Below are 21,402 nucleotides of genomic sequence, written 5' to 3' on the forward strand. Positions count from 1 at the left end.
CCCTGGCCGGATGGTCCGGGCCCGCAGCGGCCCCTACGGTGATCCGCATGCAGCCCCCTCGGAACGTGTGGCAGGCCATGTCCCGCCCCGGCTTCCCGCTGTCGGCGTGGCCGTGGCGCTCGGCCGGATATCTGCTCTCCGGCGCGCTGACCGGCGCCGTCACCCTCGTGGTGCTCACGGTCACGGTGGTGTCCGGCGGTGTCCTGGCCGTCGTCCTCGTGGGGCTGCCGCTGCTGCTCGCCGCCGCGCTCGCCGGGATCCCGGTGGCGGCGGTGGAACGGCGCCGGCTGCGGCTGGTCGGCCTCGCCCCCGCCGCGGATCCGCACCGGCCGCCCGCCGCGACCGGGTTGCGGGCCTGGCTCGCGACCCGGCTGCGGGAGCGGGCCACCTGGCGGGAGCTCGGCTACGCCCTGCTGTTCGCGGGACTGCTGTGGCCGGTCGACGCGCTCGCGGTCACCCTCGCCCTGGGCGCCCCGCTCTCCCTGGTCGCCACCCCGCTGCTGATGGCCACAGTGGGTGAGGGCCGCGAGGCGAAGGTGCTCAAGGAGTGGACGGTGACCGGCCGTCCGGAGGCGTTCGCGGTGGCCCTGCTCGGGCTCGTCCTGCTGGCCGCCGGCGCCTACCTGCTGGGCGCGACGGCGGGCGCCCGGGCCGCGCTGGCCCGGCTGCTGCTGGCGCCGGAGCAGGGCGAGACGGTGACCGAACTCACCCGCTCACGCGCGCGGTTGGTGGACGCCTTCGAGGCCGAACGGCGGCGCATCGAGCGCGATCTGCACGACGGCGCCCAACAGCGCCTGGTGGCCCTGACGATGACCCTCGGCCTGGCCCGTCTGGACGCCCCGCCCGGGCCGCTCGCCGACCAACTCGCCAAGGCCCACGAGGAGGCGGGCACCGCACTGGCCGAACTCCGCGACCTGATCCACGGCATCCACCCCAAGGTCCTCGCGGACTACGGCCTCGAAGCCGCCGTCGCCGACGCGGCGGACCGGTGCGCGATCTCCGTGGACGTCGACCTGGAGCTGCCCGGACGGCTGCCCCAATCGGTCGAGGCCGCCGCCTACTTCGTGGTCTGCGAGGCCCTCGCCAACGTCGACCGGCACAGCGGGGCCACCCACGCGCGCGTGAGCGGCGGCCACCGCGCCGGACGGCTGGTCCTGCGGGTGCGCGACGACGGCCGGGGCGGCGCCGAGGCCGGGCAGGGCAGCGGGCTCACCGGACTCGCGGACCGGGTGTCGGTCCTGGATGGCACACTCTCCCTGTCCAGCCCCGTGGGCGGGCCGACCCTGCTGCATGTGGAGATCCCTTGCGAACCCTGCCTGCCCCGCCCCCGGGATCAGGCCGAGCGCTGCGCGTAGTGCTGGCCGAGGACAGTGTGCTGCTGCGGGAGGGACTGACCGGGCTGCTCGCCCGCTTCGGCCACGAGGTCGCCGCGGCCGTCGGCGACGCGGAGGCGCTTCTCGCCGCCGAGGCGGAGCACACCCCGGACATCGTCGTCACGGACGTCCGCATGCCGCCCGGCTTCCAGGACGAGGGGCTGCGGGCGGCGGTGCGGCTGCGCGAGCGGCGGCCCGCGCTGCCCGTCCTGGTGCTCAGCCAGTACGTGCAGCGGGCGTACGCCTCCGAACTGCTCGACTCCGGCGACGGAACCGGTGTCGGCTACCTGCTCAAGGACCGCGTCGGACACGTCGAGGAGTTCGTGGCCGCGCTGGAGGACGTCGCGTCCGGCGGCACGGTCGTCGACCCCGAGGTCGTACGACAGCTGCTGCGCCGGCGCCGCGATCCGCTGCGCCGCCTCACCCCGCGCGAGCGGGAGGTGCTCGCCCTGATCGCCGAGGGCAGGTCCAACAGCTCGATCGCCCGGCACCTGGTGGTCTCCGAGGCGGCCGTCGGCAAGCACATCGGCGGCATCCTCACCAAGCTGGACCTACCGCCCGCCGAGGAGACGCACCGGAGGGTGCTGGCGGTGCTGGCGTACCTGCGGGGATGACCTCGGAGCTCACGCGGGCGCGCCCCGCGGTTTTCCACAGCCGGGGAGTTGTCCACAGGGTCTGACGCGTTTCGGCCACTGGCTGTACGGTCGGCACGCATTGATGTTCGTACGAGTGGGTGCGGGGGAGGCGGTCGCGATGACCGGGATCGTGGCTGGAGCGGCGGGGACGGAGACCGGCGGGGCGCGTCGGCTGCCCCGGGTGCGCGGGTTCGCCGACTGGCCGGCGCAGGGTTCGCCCAAGGCGGAGGGCAAGGCGCTGCGGGAGGGGGTACCGCGCAGCGCGCACAGCTCCCTCGACCTCGACGGCTCCCGCCCGGACGCGGTGAGCGCCGTCGAGGAGTCCAACCGGGGCCGCATTCCGGCGCTCACGCCGATCCGGGTGGGCCGGATGGCGGCGACGCCGTTCGCCTTCCTGCGCGGCTCGGCGGGCCTCATGGCGTACGACCTCGCCCGCACGCCCATGACCCGCATAGGCACCCAGATCTGCGGTGACGCGCACGCGGCCAATTTCGGTCTGTACGGCGACGCGCGCGGCGGCCTGGTGATCGACCTCAACGACTTCGACGAGACGGTGCACGGCCCCTGGGAGTGGGACCTCAAGCGGCTCGCCACCTCGCTGGTGCTGGCAGGACGGGAGGCGGGCGCCGACGAGGACCTCTGCCGCCAGGCGGCGCACGGCGCGGTGGGCGCCTACCGGCGCACCATGCGGCTGCTCGCCAAGCTCCCGGTGCTGGACGCCTGGAACGCCATCGCGGACGAGGAACTGGTCTCGCACACCGACGCGCACGACCTGCTCGGCACGCTGGAGCGGGTCTCGGAGAAGGCGCGGGCGAACACCAGCGGGCGGTTCGCGGCCAAGTCGACCGAAGCCGTCGAGGGCGGCGGACGCCGTTTCGTCGCCGCCCCGCCGGTGCTGCGCCGGGTCCCCGACGCGGAGGCCGCGGCGGTGGCCGCGTCCCTGGAGGACTATGTCTCCACCCTCTCCGAGGACCGCCTCCCGCTGCTTTCCCGGCACGCGGTGCACGACGTGGCGTTCCGGGTCGTCGGCACGGGCAGCGTGGGCACCCGGTCGTACGTCGTGCTGCTCCTGGACCACCGCGGTGAGCCGCTGGTCCTGCAAGTGAAGGAGGCCCGCCCCTCGGCCCTGGTCCCGCACCTGGCGACCGCCGGGTTCGAGCCGTCCGCCGTCGACCACGAGGGCCGCCGGGTGGTCCTGGGCCAGAAGCGCATGCAGGTCGTCAGCGACATCCTGCTGGGCTGGACGACGGTCGACGGACGTCCCTTCCAGGTACGGCAGTTCCGCAACCGCAAGGGCAGCGTCGACCCCGCCGCGCTCGCCGCCGACCAGGTCGACGACTACGGCCGTATGACCGGCGCCCTGCTGGCCCGCGCCCACTCCCACAGCACCGATCCGCGCAGAATCGCCGGCTACTGCGGCAAGAACGAGGAACTGGACGAGGCGATGGCCGAGTTCGCCGTCGCCTACGCCGACCGCACGGAGGCGGACCACGCGGACCTGGTGGCGGCGGTGCGGTCGGGGCGGATCGCGGCGGAGCTGGGCGTGTGAGGTACGTACACCTGAGCGGCGGCGAGGGCGGGGGCGTGGTGTCCATCGACCCCGGCCCCTATCTGGAGCGGCTGCCCGGCCTCGCGGAGAGCCTGCCGCCGGGGGCACGGGCGTTCGCCACCGACCCCGGGCACTACGCCTTCGACGGCGGACGCTGCGTGCGGGGCCTCCAGCCGTCGCGGGTGCGCCGCACGGCCGACGGCACCCTGGAGATCCGCTTCCGGCACGACTGCTACCGGCACAACCGCCTCGCGCACAACCGCCTCCCGCTCAACCGCGCGGGGTGTGACGAGGACCTGGTCATCCGCTACGCGGGCGTCTCGCGCTTCCAGTCGGACGTCCTGGACTCCTGCGACCCCGCCTCCCTCGGCGAGGTGGTCATCGACGAGATCCTCCCGCACCCCGACGGCTGCACCCACGAGCTGTCCTGCCGCCCCGGCACCCTCGTGGTCGCCTGCCGGGACCTGGAGGCCCGATGGGTGGCGGCGGACTGCCCGCGGGCCGCGAACCCCTCCGGGGCGAGCTGAGCGCCGAGTCGCCGTGGCCGTTCCCGGCGTGGCCTACGCTGGTCGGGTGACGACCCCGGAAGCTGAGCAGTCCCAGCCGCCCCGGCCCGAGGAGCGGCTGGAGCGGGCCGTGCGGGCCGCCGAGCAGGCCCTGATCGAGTACGAGATCGCGGTGGAGACCTTCCGCGTCGAGGTCGAGAACTTCTCCCGGCTGCACGAACAGCGGCTCGGCCCCGTGTACGCCCGCCTCGAGGAGCTGGACGTACGGATCGCCGAGGCCAGAGCCGCCCGCACCGGCGATCCCGAGGACATCCGCCGGGCCGAGGAGGCCCGGGCCCGGGGGCTGCCCCTCCCCGGCGTCGAGGAACTGCTGCACGGCTGGATGGACGGCCAGGGCCTGTTCCCGGAGGCCGCCGCGATGCTCACCGGGCAGGAGGTACGGCCCCCGCAGCGGGTCCGGCCCAGCGAGGAGGCCCGCAAGCTGTACCGCGAGCTCGCCCGCAAGGCCCACCCGGACCTGGCGCAGGAGGAGGCCGAGCGGGCGCGGCGCGAGGAGTTCATCACCCGCGTCAACGCCGCCTACGCCCGTGGCGACGAGACGCTGCTGCGGGAGCTGGCCGAGGAGTGGGCCGCGGGCCCGGTCCTCGCCGAGCGGCTTCCGAGCCGCGCCGAGGAGCTCTACGCCCGCCTGGAGTGGCTCGCCCAGCGCAAGGAACTGCTCACCCTGGTCGCCCGCGAACTGGAGGACAGCGCGATCGCCTCGATGCTGCGCCTGGCCCCCGACGACCCCGACGCCCTTCTGGACGAGATCGCCGAGAGGCTGGCCAGGGACGTGGTGGAGCGCGAGGCGGAGCTGGCGGCGCTGCTGGAGCAGGGGTAGCCCGGCTGGTCTCCCGGATCCCTTCGGGTAGCGTCGGACGCATGAGTTTCGGAGCTGGTGTGCCCACGGTCGAGGTCACGGACCTCAAGGACGGCGACTTCCTGCTGGACGTCCGCGAGGACGACGAATGGCAGGCGGGCCATGCCGAAGGGGCGCTGCACATTCCCCTCAGCGACTTCGTGGCGCGCTACGGCGAGCTGACCGAGGCGGCCCCACAGGACGGCCGGGTCCACGTGATCTGCCGCTCCGGCGGCCGTTCGGCCCAGGTCACGATGTACCTGGTCCAGCAGGGCATCGAAGCGGTCAACGTGGACGGCGGCATGCAGAGCTGGTCGGCCGCGGGCCGTCCCGTGGTCACCGACGCGGGACAGCCGGGGCACGTCCTCTAGGGCCTGTCCGGCCTGGTGGGGCCGGGCCGGTCAGCCCAGGGGATGGGCGGCCAGCAGGTCCCCCAGCGCCTCCTCGTACGCCGCCGCCGGGCCGAGCGACAGTTCCAGCTGCTTGGCCCAGGCGTGGTACCGGTGCAGGGGGTAGTCGGTGTCGGCGCCGAACCCGCCGTGCAGGTGCTGGGCGGTCTGCACGACCCGCCGTACCCCGTCCGCGGCCCAGATCTTCGCCACGGCGACATCCCCGGCGGCGGGCAGCGCGCCCGGCGCCCCCGAGGCGATCCGCCATGCCGCCTGCCACAGCGTGGCCTCCATGGCCCGCAGGTCGATGTACCGGTCGGCGGCCTGCACGGCGACGGCCTGGAAGGTCGCGACCGGGTGGCCGAACTGCTCCCGCTTGGCGGTGTAGTCGCTGGTCATCCTGAGCACACGCTCGCCCAGCCCGAGCGCGAGAGCGCACGTCCCGGTGGTCAGCAGCGCGCGCAGCCACTCCCAGGCGCCGTCGGTGTCGATGACGTCCCCGGCCGCGATCCGCGCGGACTCCATGCGCAGCTCGCCCAGCCGTTCCCCGGTGGTGGAGATCTGCTCGGCGAGCACGACGCCGTCGTGGACCCGGGGCACCAGGGCGAGGACGCTCCGGTCGGCTTCGGTGTGCGCCGGTACGACGATGAGATCGGCGCCGTATGCCCACGGCACCCCCGTCTGCACCCCGTCCAGTACCCAGCTCTCGCCGTCCCGCCGTGCGGTCACGGCGAGTTCGGCCGGGTCGTGGCCGGTGCGGCCGTGCGCGGCGACGGTGAGCACCAGCTCGCCCCGCCCGGCACGTGCCAGCAGGCCGTCCCGCAACTCCTTGCCGCCGTAGGCCTGTACGACCGCCAGGGCCGCGCTGCTCTCCAGCAGCGGCACCCGCGCCAGGACCTTCGCGGACTCCCGCAGCACCAGGCACAGGGCGATGGCGTCCAGGCCCGCGCCGCCGTACTCCTCGTCGAGCAGCAGGCTCAGCAGGTCCGCTTCGGCGAGCCTGGACCACAGCGGCCGGTCGAAGTCGTCGGCCACGGCGCCCGTGGTGAGCGCGGGGCTCGGCACCGAGTCCGGCGCCACCCCGGCGAACACCCCTTCGGCCGCCTCGGCCGCCGCCAGCTGCTCCTCGGTGAAGGTGAAGTCCACGATCCCGTCCTCCCGGCGGATCCGCCCGTCCGGCGGTGCTGATCTGACGGTCCGTCAAGATAGAACAGGTTCTAGAAGAAGGGAACGGGGTGGCACCACCGGGGTGCCGGCACATGCCCTCAGCGGTCGAAGTCCAGCTCCACCCTCTCCGTCACCGGATGGGACTGGCAGGCCAGCACATACCCGGCCTCCGTCTCCTCCGCCTCCAGCGCGAAGTTGCGGTCCATCCGCACCTCGCCCGACACCAGGAAGGCCCGGCAGGTCCCGCACACCCCGCCCTTGCAGGCGTAGGGCGCGTCGGGCCGGTTGCGCAGCACCGTCTCCAGCAAAGACTCGCCGTCCTGGACCGGCCAGGTCCCGCCGCGTCCGTCGAGCCGTGCGGTCACGGTGCTGTGCGCGGGGGACACGACGACCGTCGCCGGCGTCGCACCGGCGTCCACGTGGAAGATCTCCTCATGGATCCGGCCCCGGTCCACCCCGAGTTCCCGCAGCGCCCGCTCCGCGCCCTGCACCAGGCCGTAGGGCCCGCACAGGAACCATCCCGCCACGTCGCCCACCGGCAGCAGCGCGGGCAGCAGTCCCGTCAGCCGCTCCCGGTCCAGCCGCCCGGACGGAAGTCCCGCCTGCTGCTCCTCCCGGGACAGCACGGTCACCAGCTGCAGCCGCTGCGGATAGCGGTCCTTCAGGTCGGCGACCTCCTCCAGGAACATCGTCGAGGCGGCCGTACGGTCACTGCGTATCAGGCAGAACCGGGCGCCGGGCTCGCGCGCCAGCAGCGTGGAGACGATCGACAGCACCGGGGTGATCCCACTGCCGCCGACGATCGCGGCGTACATCCCGGGCGCGGGCTCCAGGGTGAAGCGCCCGGCCGGGGTCATCACCTCCAGCTCGTCCCCGACGCCGATCTCCTTCAGCGCGTACGTCGAGAACGCCCCGCCGTCGACCAGCCGCACCCCGACCCGCAGCGTGTGCGGTCCCTCGCCGCCGGGCTCGGGCGCCGGGGAGCAGATCGAGTACGTCCGCCGTATCTCCACCCCGTCGGCCCGGCGCCGCAGCGCGAGGTGCTGGCCCGGCGCGTGCCGGTACTCCTCGCGCAGCTCCGGTGGGACGGCGAGGGTGAGGGCCACGGAGTCGTCGGTGAGCCGGTCGACCGCGGCCACCGGGAGCGGGTGGAAGCGGGCCATCACAACTCCTTGAAGTGGTCGAACGGTTCCCGGCAGGCGAGGCAGCGCCGCAGCGCCTTGCAGGCGGTGGAGGAGAACCGGCTCAGCAGCTCGGTGTCGGCGGATCCGCAGTGCGGGCAGCCGACGGGCTCGGCTCCGCCGGTCTCGTCGGCGAGGGTGCGGGTCCGCCCCAGCTCCAGGGCCACCGGGCCGCCGTCCCGTCGCACCCGCGGCGGCGCGATCCCGAACTCCCGCAGCTTGCGCCGCCCTTCGTCGGTGATGTCGTCGGTCGACCAGGCGGGCGCGAGCACCGTGCGGACGGTGACCTCCCGCATGCCGTGCCCGCGCAGCACCCGCTCTATGTCCAGGGACATCGCCTCGATCGCCGGGCACCCGGTGTACGTCGGGGTCAGCTCCACCTCGACGGCGTCCGTGCCCCGGACGTGCACGGCGCGCAGTACGCCCAGTTCGCGCAGGGTGAGCACGGGCAGTTCGGGGTCGGGCACCGAACCGGCGAGTTCGAGGAGTTCCGCCTCCACCGCGGTGGTCGTCACCATGACGCCCCCGGATGGCTGCGGTGCAGGTGCTGCATCTCGGCGAGCATCCGCCCGAACGGCTCGGTGTGCAGGCCCTGGCGGCCGGCGCCCGCCGACCACGCCCCGGTCCGCGATCCCTCGGGGACCGTCAGGGTGGCCCGGCGCAGCACGTCCCCGACGGACTCCAGCCAGGCCGTCTCCAGGGCCGCCCACTCGGTGTCCAGGCCCTCCACCGGCTGGAACATCTCCCCGGTGAACCGCCACAGCGCCGCGCAGGCCCGCTCCATCCGCTCGTGGCTGGCCTCCGTGCCGTCGCCGAGCCGCAGGGTCCACTGCTCGGCGTGGTCGCGGTGGTAGGCGACCTCCTTGACGGCCTTGGCCGCGAGCGGGGCGAACGAGCCCTGACCGGCGGCCAGTTCGGCGTAGAGCAGGTGCTGGTAGGTGGAGAAGTACAGCTGGCGGGCGATGGTGTGCGCGAAGTCGCCGTTGGGCTGTTCCACGAGCTGGAGGTTGGTGAAGGCGCGCTCCTCGCGCAGATACGCCAGTTCGTCCTCGTCGCCGGCCATCGACAGCAGGACCCGGGCCTGTCCGAGCAGGTCCAGCGCGATGTTGGCGAGGGCGACCTCCTCCTCCAGGACGGGCGCGTGGCCCGCCCACTCGCCCAGGCGGTGGGAGAGCACCAGGGCGTCGTCGCCGAGGGCGAGGGCGGCTGCCGTGGGCACGGTGGTGGCGGTCACAGGTGCTTCACCCCCTCCGGGATGTCGTAGAAGGTCGGGTGGCGGTAGGGCTTGTCGGCGGCCGGTTCGAAGAAGGGGTCCTTCTCGTCGGGCGAGGACGCCGTGATCGCGGAGGCGGGGACGACCCAGATCGAGACGCCCTCGCCGCGCCGGGTGTACAGGTCGCGGGCGTTGCGCAGGGCCAGCTCCGCGTCCGGGGCGTGCAGGCTGCCGGCGTGGGTGTGGGAGAGTCCGCGGCGGGAGCGCACGAAGACCTCCCACAGAGGCCAGTCGGTAGGGGTCATGCTCGGCTCGCTCCTGTCTCACCGGTGTGCTTGGCCGCGTACGCCGCGGCCGCCTCCCGTACCCACGCGCCCTCGTCGTGTGCCCGTCGGCGCTGGGTGATCCGCTGTTCGTTGCACGGGCCGTTGCCCTTGAGGACCTCTGCGAACTCCGTCCAGTCGATGGCGCCGAAGTCGTGGTGCCCGAGCTCCTCGTTCCACTTCAGGTCCGGGTCGGGGAGGGTCAGGCCCAGGGACTCGGCCTGCGGGACGCAGATGTCGACGAAGCGCTGGCGCAGCTCGTCGTTGGAGTGGCGCTTGATCTTCCAGGCCATCGACTGCGCGGAGTGCCGCGAGGCGTCGTCGGGCGGGCCGAACATCATCAGGGACGGCCACCACCAGCGGTCCACCGCGTCCTGCGCCATCGCGTGCTGCTCCGGGGTGCCGCGGCTGAGGGCGAGCAGCAGCTCGTACCCCTGGCGCTGGTGGAAGGACTCCTCCTTGCAGATGCGGACCATCGCGCGCGCGTACGGGCCGTACGAGCAGCGGCACAGGGGCACCTGGTTGGTGATGGCGGCGCCGTCCACCAGCCAGCCGATCGCGCCTACGTCGGCCCAGGTCAGCGTGGGGTAGTTGAAGATCGAGGAGTACTTCTGGCGGCCGGTGTGCAGCTTGTCGAGGAGTTCGTCGCGGCCGGTGCCCAGGGTTTCGGCGGCGCTGTAGAGGTACAGGCCGTGGCCCGCCTCGTCCTGGACCTTGGCCATGAGGATGGCCTTGCGGCGCAGCGAGGGCGCGCGCGTGATCCAGTTGGCCTCCGGCTGCATGCCGATGATCTCGGAGTGGGCGTGCTGGGCTATCTGCCTGACCAGGGTGGCGCGGTAGGCGTCGGGCATCCAGTCGCGAGGTTCGATGCGCTCGTCCGCGGCCACGGCGGCGTCGAAGGCGCGCTCGTACGCCGCCGTGGCGGCGGTGTCCTGGGCGCCGTCCGCCCCGGTTCGGGCCGTTCGGTGCGCGGCTGCTGTGGCCATGCGGTCCCCCTGACCTTCGGGTTCTGCGGGAACACTGTCCCGACCGATCGTTCGGTCCGTGCGATTCAATGGTGGGGCGAGCCGCCGCGAGGTGTCAACCGCTGTGGACAACCGTGGCCACAGCCTGTGGATAACCTTGGTCGTCGCCTCCTCCACCGTCGTTCCGCTCGCATTGGTCTTCCCTCCGGGCTGCGCCGAACGGGTGGGGCTGAGTACCGTTCCGTGCGAGCGCCGAGGAGACAGGGACGCTCGTCGGCCATACGGCGGTGATCGGGAAACGGGGCGGGATGGACGCGCACGACGAGGACTCGCAGGTCCCGCGAGGGCCGGACGCCACGGTCGGCCCCGCCGAGGGCCGCGCCGCGGCGCCCGACCGTACGGACGCCCCCCGCACCGGTGTGGCCGCGCTCTCCCCCCGTTACCAGGTCGGCGCCGCCCTGGCGCTCGCGGTGGTCGCGGTGGCCGCCTGTGTGCATCTGGGCATGGTGTTCCTGCACGTCGCGCCGGCGAACACGGTGACCAAGCAGCACGGCAAGGCGATCGACGAATGGATCTACCCGGAGTTCGAGCAGAACTGGAAGCTGTTCGCGCCCAACCCGCTGCAGCAGAACATCGCGGTGCAGGCCCGGGCCGAGGTGCTGACCTCGGACGGCACCCTCACGACCACCGGCTGGAGCGATCTGTCCGCCGAGGACGGCAAGGCCATCGACGGCAGCCTGCTGCCCAGCCACACCGAGCAGAACGAGCTGCGCCGGGCCTGGGACTTCTTCGTCGGCACGCACGGCGCCGACAACCGCCCGGTGGGCCTGCGCGGCACCCTCTCCGAGCAGTACATGCGCCGGATCGTGGTGATGCGCCTGTACGCCGAGGACGGCACCGGCCGGGAGGGCGCCGTCCGGCGCGTACAGGTCCGCTCCCGTACGACCAGCGTGCCGCCGCCCGCGTGGAGCGACGAGCAGGTCTCCGACAAGCCGGTGTACCGGCTGCTGCCCTGGTGGACCGTGACGCCGGACGAGGCCGCGGGAGGGGTGCGGTGAACCGCCTCGTGCTGTCGGTCTCCCGCGGTATCGCCCGGGTCACCGAGTCGGCCCTCGGCCCCTACCAGTCCGCCGTGATACGCATCGGCTTCGCCGGGACGTGGCTGCTGTTCCTGCTGCGCGAGTTCACCCACCGCGAGCAGCTCTACGGCCCCGACGGCCCGTGGAGCTGGTCCCTCGCCCGGCAGCTGACCTCGGACAACGGCGCCTTCACGGCCCTGATATGGACGGACGGGCAGGTCTGGTTCGAGGCGTTCTACGCGCTCGCCCTCCTCGCGAGCGTGCTGCTCCTGCTGGGCTGGCGCACCCGCACGGCGTCCGTGCTGTTCATGGTCGGCGTGCTCTCCCTGCAGAACCGCAGCATCTTCGTGGGCGACGGCGGCGACAACGTCCTGCATCTGATGTCGGTCTACCTGGTCTTCACCCGCTGCGGCCGGGTGTGGTCCCTGGACGCCCGGCGGGAGCGGCGCGCGGCGGCGGCACGCGCGCGTGGCGAGCGGGTCGCCGACCGGGTCGGCCCGCTCCTGTGGGGCGTGCTCGGTCTCGTGCTGGCCGGGGTGACCCTGGCGGGCCGCCTGGACAGCGCCCTGCTCGTGCCCGCGCTGCTGTGGACGGTGTGGCTGGCGCAGGGCCTGTGGTGGGCGGCGGGGCGCCGCAAGCGGTCGGACGAACCCCGGATCCTGCTGGACGTGGTCGCCAACATCGTGCACAACGGCGCCCTGTTCGTGATCATGGCCGAGGCGTGTCTGATCTACGCCACGGCCGGCTGGTACAAGATCCAGGGCTCGCGCTGGCAGGACGGCACCGCGGTCTACTACCCGCTGCACCTGGACTACTTCTCGCCCTGGCCCGCCCTCGCGGACCTGCTGTCGGCCAACGGCACCCTGGTGATGCTCGCGACGTACGGGACGGTCGTCGTGCAGGTCGCCTTCCCGTTCACCCTCTTCAACCGGCGGGTCAAGAACGTACTGCTGGCCGCGATGATGACCGAACACGCCGTGATCGCGGTCGTCCTCGGGCTGCCCTTCTTCTCGCTCGCGATGATCGCCACCGACGCGGTGTTCCTGCCGACGTCCTTCCTGCTGCTGCTCGGCGGCTGGGCGGCACGCGCGCGTGGGCGGCTGACGCGGCGCGGCGGCCACGACCTGCCCCCGCCGCACTCCGCGCAGGACAGTGAGAGCGCCCGCGTAGGCTTCGGGGCATGACCGACCCCGTGACCCGCTGGCGCGAGCGCGCCGGCACCTGCGTGCTGCTGGACGGCTTCCACGCCCTCAAGCACGCGGTGCGCTTCGGGGCCGAGATCCCGGTGGCGGTCGCCGCCGACCGGCCTGCGGCGCTCGCCCTCGCCGGTGAACTGGCCCCGGACGTCCAAGGCGCGCTGGAGGCGCTCCTGGCCGAGGTGCCGGAGGCGACGTACGCGTCCCTGGTGCCGCGACCGCACCCCACCGCCGTGGCCGCCCTGGCCGTACGGCCGTCGCGCACGGCCAACCTGGAAAAGCTGGCGCACCCCGCGCGCAGCGCGCCCGTCGTGGTCCTCGACAATCCGCGCAACCTGGGCAACGCGGGGGCGGTGATCCGGCTGGCCGCCGGCTTCGGGGCCACCGGTGTGGTCACCACGGGCACGCTCGACCCCTGGCACCCCACGGTGGTGCGCGGCGGGGCCGGGCTGCACTTCGCCACCGCCGTGGAGCGGCTGACCGTGGCCGAGCTGCCGCCGGGCCCGCTGTTCGCCCTCGACCCGGAGGGCGAGGACATCCGGGGCATGAAGCTGCCGGACGACGCGGTACTCGCCTTCGGCTCCGAGCGCAGCGGCCTGTCGGCCGAGCTGCGCGCCCGCACCGACCACCTGGTCTCCCTGCCGATGCGCCCCCAGGTCTCCAGCTACAACCTCGCGACCAGTGTGGCCATGACGCTGTACCACTGGAGCGCGACCGGGGGCGCACTCGCTTAGGGGCCTGTCCGGCCTACGCCTTCCGGCGGACCTCCACCACCCGGAAGCGGTTCGCCACGAACGCGCCGTCGCACAGGGCCGCGTTGGCCGCCGGGTTGCCGCCGGATCCGTGGAAGTCGGAGAAGGCGGCGGTCTGGTTGACGTACACCCCGCCGGTGAGGTTGAGCGACAACTGGGCGGCCTCCTCCAGGCAGACCTCCTGGATCGCCTGCTCGACCCGCTCGTCGGTGGTGTACGCGCCGACCGTCATCGCGCCCTTCTCACGGACCGTGCGCCGCAGCAGATCCACCGCGTCGGCGGCCGAGTCGACGGCGACGGCGAAGGAGACGGGGCCGAAGCACTCGCTCATGTAGGCGGCCTCGTCGTCGGCCCCCTCCCAGTACTTCCGCGCACCGTCCAGCTTGACGATCACCGGCGTACGCACGACCGCCCCCGGGAAGTCCGGGTTGGCGACCTCGCGGGAGGCGAGGGCGACCTCGCCCAGCCCGGCCGCGGCCTCCAGGCGGGCCTTGACGTCCGGGTTGACGATCGCGCCGAGCAGGGCGTTGGCGCGCGCGTCGTCCCCGAGGAGGCCGTCGACGGAGCGGGCGAGGTCGGCTACCACCTCGTCGTAGGACTTGGGGCCCTCGTCGGTGCGGATGCCGTCGCGCGGGACGAGTACGTTCTGCGGGGTGGTGCACATCTGGCCGCTGTACAGGGACAGCGAGAAGGCCAGGTTGGAGAGCATGCCCTTGTAGTCGCCGGTCGACTCCACGATCACCGTGTTGACGCCGGCCTTCTCCGTGTAGACCTGTGCCTGGCGGGCGTTGGCCTCCAGCCAGTCGCCGAACGCGGTGGAGCCCGTGTAGTCGATGATCCTGATCTCGGGCCGGGTGGCGAGCGTTTTGGCGATGCCCTCGCCGGGGCGCTCGGCGGCCAGGGCGACCAGGTTCGGGTCGAAGCCCGCCTCGGCGAGCACCTGGCGGGCCACCTGCACGGTGAGCGCGAGGGGCAGCACCGCGCGCGGGTGGGGCTTGACCAGGACCGCGTTGCCGGTGGCCAGGGAGGCGAACAGACCCGGGTAGCCGTTCCAGGTCGGGAAGGTGTTGCAGCCGATCAGCAGTGCGATGCCGCGCGGGACCGGCGTGAAGTGCTTGGTGAGCGCGAGCGGGTCGCGCTTGCCCTGGGGCTTGGTCCACTCCGCCGTGTCGGGGGTGCGGACCTGCTCCACGTACGCGTACGCCACCGCTTCCAGGCCGCGGTCCTGGGCGTGCGGGCCGCCCGCCTGGAAAGCCATCATGAACGCCTGGCCGGAGGTGTGCATGACCGCGTGCGCGAACTCGTGCGTCCGGTCGCTGATCCGCTTGAGGATCTCCAGGCAGACCACGGCCCGGGTCTCCGCGCCCGCCTCACGCCACGCGCGCTGCCCGGCCCGCATGGCCGGCAGCAGGGTGTCGACGTCCGCGTGCGGGTAGGTCACACCCAGGTCGATGCCGTACGGGGAGACCTCGCCGCCCACCCAGTCGTCCGTGCCGGGCTGGCCGAGGTCGAGGCGGGTGCCCAGAAGGGCGTCGAAGGCGGCCTTGCCCGCGGCGGCGTCCAGACTGCCGTTCTCCCCGTAGGCCTTCGGATGCTCGGGGTGGGGGGACCAGTACGCGCGTGTGCGGATGGCCTCCAGCGCCTGGTCGAGGGTGGGCCGGTGCTTGGCGATCAGTTCGTGCGCGGTGAGTTCGGCGGCCATGCGGGACCAACTCCTCGTCTCAGGAGCTCTTCGTCGAGCTCATGACCTGGGCGGAAACAGCGAAACCATGGGCAGGAACAGCCGGACAGGGTTAGAGTAACCGAACGATCGGTCGGGACAAGGGGGTCCGCCGCATCTGTGGAAAACCCCGTGCGGGAGGATCGCGCACATGACAGCACTCGACCTCAGCAGCCCCGTGGCCGTCGTCGGCACCGGCACCATGGGCCAGGGCATCGCCCAGGTCGCGCTGGTCGCGGGCCATCCGGTGCGGCTCTACGACGCCGTCCCCGGGCGCGCCCGGGAGGCGGCCGACGCGATCGGCGCCCGCCTCGACCGGCTCGTGGCGAAGGACCGGCTCACCGGCACCGAACGGGACGCCGCCCGCGCCCGGCTCCAGCCCGCCGGGAGCCTCGCCGAGCTCGCCGACTGCGCGCTGGTCGTCGAAGCCGTCCTGGAGCGGCTGGACGTCAAGCAGGAGCTCTTGCGCGAGCTGGAGGACGTCGTCGCCGACGACTGCCTGCTCGCCACCAACACCTCCTCCCTCTCGGTGACGGCCATCGGCGGCGCCCTGCGCAACCCCGGCCGCTTCGTGGGCCTGCACTTCTTCAACCCCGCCCCGCTGCTGCCGCTGGTGGAGGTGGTCTCCGGGTTCGCCACCGACGTCACCTCGGCCACGCGCGCGTACGAGACCGCCCGCTCCTGGGGCAAGACCCCGGTCGCCTGCGCCGACACCCCGGGCTTCATCGTCAACCGCATCGCCCGGCCCTTCTACGCCGAGGCCTTCGCCGTGTACGAGGCCCAGGGCGCCGACCCGGCCACCATCGACGCGGTGCTGCGCGAGTCCGGCGGCTTCCGGATGGGCGCCTTCGAGCTGACCGACCTCATCGGGCAGGACGTCAACGAGTCCGTCACGCACTCCGTGTGGCAGTCGTTCTTCCAGGACGTGCGGTTCACGCCGTCGCTCGCCCAGCGCCGCCTGGTCGAGTCCGGCCGCCTGGGCCGCAAGACCGGCCACGGCTGGTACGACCACGCCGACGACGCCGACCGCCCCGAACCGCACACCGCCGAGAAGGCGCAGGCGCCCGCCCACGTCGTCGCGGAGGGCGACCTGGGTCCGGCGGCCGAACTGCTCGCGCTGATCCGCGAGGCAGGCATCCAGGTCCGCGAGGAGGAAGAGGACCACGGCACCCGCCTGGTGCTGCCCAGCGGCGGCCAGCTGGTGCTCGCCGACGGCCAGACCTCCGTGGAGTTCCGCGACGTCGTCTACTTCGACCTCGCCCTCGACTACCGCCGGGCCACCCGCGTCGCCCTGTCCGCCTCCCAGGACACCTCGCCGCAGACCCTCGCCGAGGCCACCGGCCTCTTCCAGGCGCTCGGCAAGGACGTCAGCGTCATCGGCGACGTCCCCGGCATGATCGTCGCCCGCACGGTCGCCCGGATCGTCGACCTCGCGCACGACGCCGTCGCCAAGGGCGTGGCCACCGAGGAGGACATCGACACCGCGATGCGCCTGGGCGTCAACTACCCCCTCGGCCCCTTCGAGTGGAGCCGCAGGCTCGGCCGCGGCTGGGCCTACGACCTCCTGGACGACCTGCACCTGCGCGACCCCTCGGGACGCTACGCCCCGTCCCTCGCGCTCTACCGGCACGCGCACGCCACCGACAAGCGGGAGGGCGCCCGATGACCACCGCCAAGCGCGACACGTACACCCCCGAGACACTGCTCTCGGTCGCCGTGCGGGTCTTCAACGAGCGCGGCTACGACGGCACCTCCATGGAGCACCTGTCCAAGGCGGCCGGCATCTCCAAGTCCTCGATCTACCACCATGTGACGGGCAAGGAGGAGCTGCTGCGCCGCGCCGTCAGCCGGGCGCTGGACGGCCTCTTCGGGATCCTCGACGAGGAGCACGCGCGCGTGGGGCGGGCCGCGGACCGCCTGGAGTACGTCGTCCGGCGCATGGTCGAGGTCCTCATAGCCGAGCTGCCGTACGTGACGCTGCTGCTGCGGGTGCGCGGCAACACCGCCACCGAGCGCTGGGCCCTGGAGCGGCGGCGCGACTTCGACCACCGGGTGGCGGAGCTGCTGAAGGCGGCGGCGGCCGACGGTGACGTGCGCGGCGACGTGGAGGTACGGCTGGCCACGCGGCTGGTCTTCGGAATGATCAACTCGATCGTGGAGTGGTACCGGCCCGACGGGCGCGGCATGAGCGAGCGCGAGGTGGCGGACGCGGTCGTGCAGCTGGTCTTCGGGGGCCTGCGCAGGGAAGGCTGAGTCAGCCCTCCGGCTCCAGGTCCTCCTCCTCGAACACCAGCAGCGTGCGTGTGCTGAGCACCTCCGGGATCGCCTGGAGCCGGGTCAGCACCAGCTCACGCAGCGCTTTGTTGTCGGGCGTGTGCACCAGCAGCAGGACGTCGAAGTCGCCGCCCACCAGGGCGATGTGCGAGGCGCCCGGCAGCTGTCTGAGCTGCTCGCGCACCGTGCGCCAGGTGTTCTGCACGATCTTCAGCGTGATGTACGCCGACGTGCCCTGGCCCGCCCGCTCATGGTCGACGCGGGCGCCGAAGCCCCGGATGACACCGTCCTCGATGAGCCGGTTGATGCGCGCGTAGGCGTTCGCGCGCGAGACGTGGACGCGGTCGGCGACGGACCGTATCGAGGCGCGGCCGTCCGCCTGGAGGATCCGCAGGATGTCCTCGTCGATGGCGTCCAGCGGTCGCGGGGGCGGTGGAAGGGCGCCGATCGTCGCGCCCTCGACCATTTGTTCAGGTGTCATGTCCCCCCGCCTTCCCGCCGTGGACGTCCTGCGTTCATTGCAGGCTGTGGAGAACCGTTTGTCCACAGCCTCGGGGGCGCTGTAGCCAAAATGTGCCGTCGACCGAACAATCGGTAGGTGAGGCGGGTCACAGCCGGCGCGCCTCCCGTAGCCGCTCCCACGAGGAGGTGCCGTCATGACGGTCATGGAGCAGCGAGGCGCGTACCGGCCATCGCCGCCGCCCGCTTGGCAGCCCCGTACCGACCCCGCGCCGCTGCTGCCCGACCCCGAGCCGTACCGCGTGCTCGGCACCGAGACGGCCGCCAAGGCCGACCCGGAGCTGCTGCGCAGGCTCTACGCCCAGCTGGTGCTCGGCCGCCGGTACAACACGCAGGCCACCGCCCTGACCAAGCAGGGCCGCCTCGCCGTCTACCCCTCCAGCACCGGCCAGGAGGCCTGCGAGGTCGCCGCCGCCCTGGCCCTGCGGGAACAGGACTGGCTCTTCCCCAGCTACCGCGACACGCTCGCCGCCGTGGCGCGCGGCGTCGACCCCGTCGAGGCGCTCACCCTGCTGCGCGGCGACTGGCACAGCGGCTACGACCCCCACGCGCACCGGGTGGCCCCCCTGTCCACCCCGCTGGCCACCCAGCTCCCGCACGCCGTCGGCCTCGCCCACGCCGCCCGCCTCAAGGGCGACGACGTGGTCGCGCTCGCCCTGGTCGGTGACGGCGGCACCAGCGAGGGCGACTTCCACGAGGCGCTGAACTTCGCCGCCGTCTGGCGGGCCCCGGTCGTCTTCCTGGTCCAGAACAACGGCTACGCCATCTCCGTCCCGCTCGACAAGCAGACCGCCGCGCCCTCCCTGGCCCACAAGGCCGTCGGGTACGGCATGCCGGGCCGCCTGGTCGACGGCAACGACGCCGCCGCCGTTCACGAGGTCCTCGGCGACGCCATACGGCTCGCGCGCGCGGGAGGCGGCCCGACCCTGGTGGAGGCGGTCACGTACCGCGTCGACGCCCACACCAACGCCGACGACGCCACCCGCTACCGCGGCGACGACGAGGTCGAGGCCTGGCGCGCGCACGACCCGGTACAGCTGCTGGAACGGGAGCTGACCGAGCGCGGTCTGCTCGACGAGGACGGCATCCGGGCCGCGCGCGAGGACGCCGAGGCGATGGCCGCCGACCTGCGCGAACGCATGAACCGGGACCCGGAACTCGACCCCATGGACCTCTTCGGCCACGTGTACGCGCAGCCCACGCCGCAGTTGCGGGAACAGCGCGCGCTGCTGCGGGCGGAGCTCGAGGCCGAGCAGGAAGGCGGTCACCGATGACCACCGTCGCCGTCAAGCCCGCCACCATGGCGCAGGCCCTCACGCGCGCGCTGCGCGACGCGATGGCCGCCGACCCCGCCGTGCACGTCATGGGCGAGGACGTCGGCACCCTCGGCGGCGTCTTCCGGGTCACCGACGGGCTCGCCAAGGAGTTCGGCGAGGACCGCTGCACGGACACCCCGCTGGCCGAGGCGGGCATCCTCGGCACGGCCGTCGGCATGGCCATGTACGGGCTGCGGCCGGTCGTGGAGATGCAGTTCGACGCCTTCGCCTACCCCGCCTTCGAGCAGCTGATCAGCCACGTCTCCCGGATGCGCAACCGCACCCGCGGCAGGATGCCCCTGCCGATCACCATCCGGGTGCCGTACGGCGGCGGCATCGGCGGCGTCGAGCACCACAGCGACTCCTCCGAGGCGTACTACATGGCGACTCCGGGGCTCCATGTCGTCACGCCCGCCACCGTCGCCGACGCCTACGGGCTGCTGCGCGCGGCCATCGCCTCCGACGACCCGGTCGTCTTCCTCGAACCGAAGCGGCTGTACTGGTCGAAGGACTCCTGGAACCCCCAGGACCCGCAGGCCGTCGACCCGATAGGCCGCGCCGTGGTGCGGCGCCCGGGCCGCAGCGCCACGCTCATCACCTACGGGCCGTCCGTCCCCGTCTGCCTCGAAGCCGCCGAGGCGGCCCGGGCCGAGGGCTGGGACCTCGAAGTCGTCGACCTGCGCTCCCTGGTGCCGTTCGACGACGAGACGGTCACCGCGTCGGTGCGGCGGACCGGGCGCGCGGTCGTCGTACACGAGTCGGGCGGCTTCGGCGGCCCCGGCGGGGAGATCGCGGCCCGGGTCACCGAGCGCTGCTTCCACCACCTGGAGGCGCCGGTGCTGCGGGTGGCCGGGTTCGACATCCCCTACCCGCCGCCGATGCTGGAGCGGCACCATCTGCCGGGCGTGGACCGGATCCTGGACGCCGTGGCGCGTCTGCAGTGGGAGGCCGAGGGCTGATGGCACAGGTGCTGGAGTTCAAGCTCCCCGACCTCGGGGAGGGACTGACCGAGGCGGAGATCGTCCGCTGGCTGGTCCAGGTCGGCGACGTCGTCGCCGTCGACCAGCCGGTGGTCGAGGTCGAGACGGCCAAGGCGATGGTCGAGGTCCCCTGCCCGTACGGCGGCGTGGTCACCGCCCGCTTCGGCGAGGAGGGCACGGAGCTTCCCGTGGGGGCGCCGCTGCTGACGGTGGCGGTGGGACCCCGGACGCCCGGAGAGGGGACCGCGACCGAGGCATCGGGCAACGTGCTGGTCGGATACGGCACGTCGGAAGCACCGGCGCGACGGCGAAGGGTACGGCCGACGCCGGTCACCGCAAACGGAACGGCCGTCGGCGACAGGGCGGGCGAGGAGCCCGCACCCGTCGGCGCCACCCCCGCGCGCGTGGGGACGACGCAGGGCGAGGGCCCCGTCCCCGTCATCTCCCCCCTGGTCCGCCGCCTGGCCCGCGACAACGGCCTGGACCTGCGCCGGCTGGCGGGTTCCGGACCCGACGGGCTGATCCTGCGGGCCGACGTCGAGAACGCGCTGCGGGCCACCGCGGCACAGGGCCGCACGGCGGAGGCGACGGCCACCCCCGCCCCCGCCGCCGCGGCTCCGGCCACCGAGACGGCAGGCGCCCGCGTTCCCCTCAAGGGCATCCGCGGTGCCGTCGCCGACAAGCTCTCCCGCAGCCGCCGCGAGATCCCCGACGCGACCTGCTGGGTCGACGCCGACGCGACGGAGCTGATGCGCGCGCGGGCCGCCGTGAACGCGTCGGGAGGTTCGAAGATCTCCCTCCTCGCGCTCCTCGCCCGGATCTGCACCGCCGCCCTCGCCCGGTTCCCCGAGCTCAACTCCACCGTGGACACCGAGGCCCGGGAGATCGTCCGGCTGGACCACGTCCACCTGGGCTTCGCCGCGCAGACCGAGCGCGGACTGGTGGTGCCCGTCGTCCGGGACGCGCACGCGCGCAACGCCGAGTCGCTCACCGCGGAGTTCGCCCGGCTGACCGAGGCGGCCCGGACCGGGACGCTGACGCCCGGGGAACTCACCGGCGGCACCTTCACGTTGAACAACTACGGGGTGTTCGGCGTCGACGGCTCCACGCCGATCATCAACCACCCCGAGGCGGCCATGCTCGGCGTCGGCCGCATCGTCCCCAAGCCCTGGGTGCACGAGGGCGAACTGGCGGTGCGGCAGGTCGTCCAGCTCTCGCTCACCTTCGACCACCGGGTGTGCGACGGCGGCACGGCGGGCGGCTTCCTGCGGTACGTGGCGGACTGCGTGGAACAGCCGGCGGTACTGCTGCGGACGCTGTGACACGGTTGCCCGGGCCCTGGTTGTCCGGGCCGCGGTTCCCCGCGA

At 73.3% G+C, this 21,402-nt stretch carries 22 protein-coding genes; 14 read left to right on the plus strand and 8 right to left on the minus strand.

Annotated elements, in window-relative coordinates; translation table 11 throughout:
• Window positions 1–77: 77 nt before the first annotated feature.
• The 6 genes from ACZ7L0_RS15560 (at window position 78) to ACZ7L0_RS15585 (ending at window position 5,332) form a co-directional block, all read left to right on the plus strand.
• Window positions 78–1,355, plus strand: a complete 1,278-nt coding sequence (locus tag ACZ7L0_RS15560; RefSeq protein WP_471243220.1) for a sensor histidine kinase — start codon at window positions 78–80, stop codon at window positions 1,353–1,355.
• Entirely contained in the window at window positions 1,355–1,987 is a 633-nt protein-coding gene (locus ACZ7L0_RS15565) for a response regulator (protein ID WP_471242973.1), read from the plus strand. Before ACZ7L0_RS15560 ends, ACZ7L0_RS15565 begins: the two co-directional genes overlap by 1 nt.
• Before the next feature lie 139 nt (window positions 1,988–2,126).
• Window positions 2,127–3,557 carry a DUF2252 domain-containing protein gene (locus ACZ7L0_RS15570; protein ID WP_471242974.1) on the plus strand — a complete coding sequence of 477 codons (1,431 nt, stop codon included), beginning with the start codon at window positions 2,127–2,129 and terminating at the stop codon, window positions 3,555–3,557.
• Complete coding sequence (locus ACZ7L0_RS15575) at window positions 3,554–4,084, plus strand: hypothetical protein (protein WP_471242975.1); 531 nt, start codon at window positions 3,554–3,556, stop codon at window positions 4,082–4,084. Before ACZ7L0_RS15570 ends, ACZ7L0_RS15575 begins: the two co-directional genes overlap by 4 nt.
• A 46-nt stretch (window positions 4,085–4,130) precedes the next feature.
• On the plus strand, window positions 4,131–4,943 hold the full coding sequence (locus tag ACZ7L0_RS15580; protein ID WP_471242976.1) for a hypothetical protein: 813 nt from the start codon (window positions 4,131–4,133) through the stop codon (window positions 4,941–4,943).
• Between the two features lie 59 nt (window positions 4,944–5,002).
• Entirely contained in the window at window positions 5,003–5,332 is a 330-nt protein-coding gene (locus ACZ7L0_RS15585) for a rhodanese-like domain-containing protein (RefSeq protein ID WP_471243221.1), read from the plus strand.
• Window positions 5,333–5,362: 30 nt separating this feature from the next.
• Here the strand turns inward: ACZ7L0_RS15585 and ACZ7L0_RS15590 are convergent, their stop codons facing one another.
• From ACZ7L0_RS15590 to paaA, 6 genes are all read right to left on the minus strand, one after another.
• Window positions 5,363–6,496, minus strand: coding sequence for an acyl-CoA dehydrogenase family protein (locus tag ACZ7L0_RS15590; RefSeq protein ID WP_471242977.1), 1,134 nt, complete (start codon window positions 6,494–6,496; stop codon window positions 5,363–5,365).
• A gap of 119 nt (window positions 6,497–6,615) precedes the next feature.
• The gene (locus ACZ7L0_RS15595) at window positions 6,616–7,680 is read right to left on the minus strand and encodes a 2Fe-2S iron-sulfur cluster-binding protein (protein ID WP_471242978.1); all 1,065 of its coding nucleotides are present in this window, start codon (window positions 7,678–7,680) and stop codon (window positions 6,616–6,618) included.
• Window positions 7,680–8,216: a 1,2-phenylacetyl-CoA epoxidase subunit PaaD gene (paaD, locus tag ACZ7L0_RS15600; RefSeq protein ID WP_471242979.1), complete on the minus strand. Its 537-nt coding sequence runs from the start codon at window positions 8,214–8,216 to the stop codon at window positions 7,680–7,682. Before paaD ends, ACZ7L0_RS15595 begins: the two co-directional genes overlap by 1 nt.
• Complete coding sequence (gene paaC, locus ACZ7L0_RS15605) at window positions 8,210–8,932, minus strand: 1,2-phenylacetyl-CoA epoxidase subunit PaaC (protein WP_471242980.1); 723 nt, start codon at window positions 8,930–8,932, stop codon at window positions 8,210–8,212. The genes paaD and paaC overlap by 7 nt, the downstream gene beginning before the upstream one ends.
• Entirely contained in the window at window positions 8,929–9,216 is a 288-nt protein-coding gene (paaB, locus tag ACZ7L0_RS15610) for a 1,2-phenylacetyl-CoA epoxidase subunit PaaB (RefSeq protein ID WP_471242981.1), read from the minus strand. The genes paaC and paaB overlap by 4 nt, the downstream gene beginning before the upstream one ends.
• The gene (gene paaA, locus ACZ7L0_RS15615; RefSeq protein WP_471242982.1) at window positions 9,213–10,220 is read right to left on the minus strand and encodes a 1,2-phenylacetyl-CoA epoxidase subunit PaaA; all 1,008 of its coding nucleotides are present in this window, start codon (window positions 10,218–10,220) and stop codon (window positions 9,213–9,215) included. Before paaA ends, paaB begins: the two co-directional genes overlap by 4 nt.
• Window positions 10,221–10,507: 287 nt before the next feature.
• On the opposite strand from paaA, the gene ACZ7L0_RS15620 reads away from it, so the two are divergent.
• The 3 genes from ACZ7L0_RS15620 to ACZ7L0_RS15630 are packed head-to-tail and all read left to right on the plus strand — an operon-like array spanning window position 10,508 to window position 13,208.
• Window positions 10,508–11,257 carry a DUF5819 family protein gene (locus ACZ7L0_RS15620; protein WP_471242983.1) on the plus strand — a complete coding sequence of 250 codons (750 nt, stop codon included), beginning with the start codon at window positions 10,508–10,510 and terminating at the stop codon, window positions 11,255–11,257.
• Window positions 11,254–12,462: an HTTM domain-containing protein gene (locus ACZ7L0_RS15625; RefSeq protein WP_471242984.1), complete on the plus strand. Its 1,209-nt coding sequence runs from the start codon at window positions 11,254–11,256 to the stop codon at window positions 12,460–12,462. Before ACZ7L0_RS15620 ends, ACZ7L0_RS15625 begins: the two co-directional genes overlap by 4 nt.
• Window positions 12,459–13,208: a TrmH family RNA methyltransferase gene (locus ACZ7L0_RS15630; RefSeq protein ID WP_471242985.1), complete on the plus strand. Its 750-nt coding sequence runs from the start codon at window positions 12,459–12,461 to the stop codon at window positions 13,206–13,208. The genes ACZ7L0_RS15625 and ACZ7L0_RS15630 overlap by 4 nt, the downstream gene beginning before the upstream one ends.
• A 13-nt stretch (window positions 13,209–13,221) precedes the next feature.
• Here the strand turns inward: ACZ7L0_RS15630 and paaN are convergent, their stop codons facing one another.
• Window positions 13,222–14,928: a phenylacetic acid degradation protein PaaN gene (gene paaN, locus ACZ7L0_RS15635; protein WP_471242986.1), complete on the minus strand. Its 1,707-nt coding sequence runs from the start codon at window positions 14,926–14,928 to the stop codon at window positions 13,222–13,224.
• A 169-nt stretch (window positions 14,929–15,097) separates the two neighbouring features.
• On the opposite strand from paaN, the gene ACZ7L0_RS15640 reads away from it, so the two are divergent.
• Together ACZ7L0_RS15640 and ACZ7L0_RS15645 are read left to right on the plus strand one after the other, a co-directional pair.
• Window positions 15,098–16,612 (plus strand): 3-hydroxyacyl-CoA dehydrogenase, encoded by a 1,515-nt coding sequence (locus tag ACZ7L0_RS15640; RefSeq protein ID WP_471242987.1) that lies wholly within the window; start codon window positions 15,098–15,100, stop codon window positions 16,610–16,612.
• A complete protein-coding gene (locus tag ACZ7L0_RS15645; protein ID WP_471242988.1) occupies window positions 16,609–17,199 on the plus strand; it encodes a TetR/AcrR family transcriptional regulator in 591 nt (196 codons plus the stop codon). Before ACZ7L0_RS15640 ends, ACZ7L0_RS15645 begins: the two co-directional genes overlap by 4 nt.
• Window position 17,200: 1 nt before the next feature.
• Here the strand turns inward: ACZ7L0_RS15645 and ACZ7L0_RS15650 are convergent, their stop codons facing one another.
• Window positions 17,201–17,701 carry an Lrp/AsnC family transcriptional regulator gene (locus tag ACZ7L0_RS15650; RefSeq protein WP_471242989.1) on the minus strand — a complete coding sequence of 167 codons (501 nt, stop codon included), beginning with the start codon at window positions 17,699–17,701 and terminating at the stop codon, window positions 17,201–17,203.
• Between the two features lie 175 nt (window positions 17,702–17,876).
• On the opposite strand from ACZ7L0_RS15650, the gene pdhA reads away from it, so the two are divergent.
• The 3 genes from pdhA to ACZ7L0_RS15665 are packed head-to-tail and all read left to right on the plus strand — an operon-like array spanning window position 17,877 to window position 21,357.
• The gene (gene pdhA, locus ACZ7L0_RS15655) at window positions 17,877–19,013 is read left to right on the plus strand and encodes a pyruvate dehydrogenase (acetyl-transferring) E1 component subunit alpha (protein ID WP_471242990.1); all 1,137 of its coding nucleotides are present in this window, start codon (window positions 17,877–17,879) and stop codon (window positions 19,011–19,013) included.
• Complete coding sequence (locus ACZ7L0_RS15660; protein WP_471242991.1) at window positions 19,010–20,014, plus strand: alpha-ketoacid dehydrogenase subunit beta; 1,005 nt, start codon at window positions 19,010–19,012, stop codon at window positions 20,012–20,014. The genes pdhA and ACZ7L0_RS15660 overlap by 4 nt, the downstream gene beginning before the upstream one ends.
• On the plus strand, window positions 20,014–21,357 hold the full coding sequence (locus ACZ7L0_RS15665; RefSeq protein ID WP_471242992.1) for a dihydrolipoamide acetyltransferase family protein: 1,344 nt from the start codon (window positions 20,014–20,016) through the stop codon (window positions 21,355–21,357). Before ACZ7L0_RS15660 ends, ACZ7L0_RS15665 begins: the two co-directional genes overlap by 1 nt.
• Window positions 21,358–21,402: the final 45 nt, after the last annotated feature.

The organism is Streptomyces sp. NPDC039424, assembly GCF_055639495.1.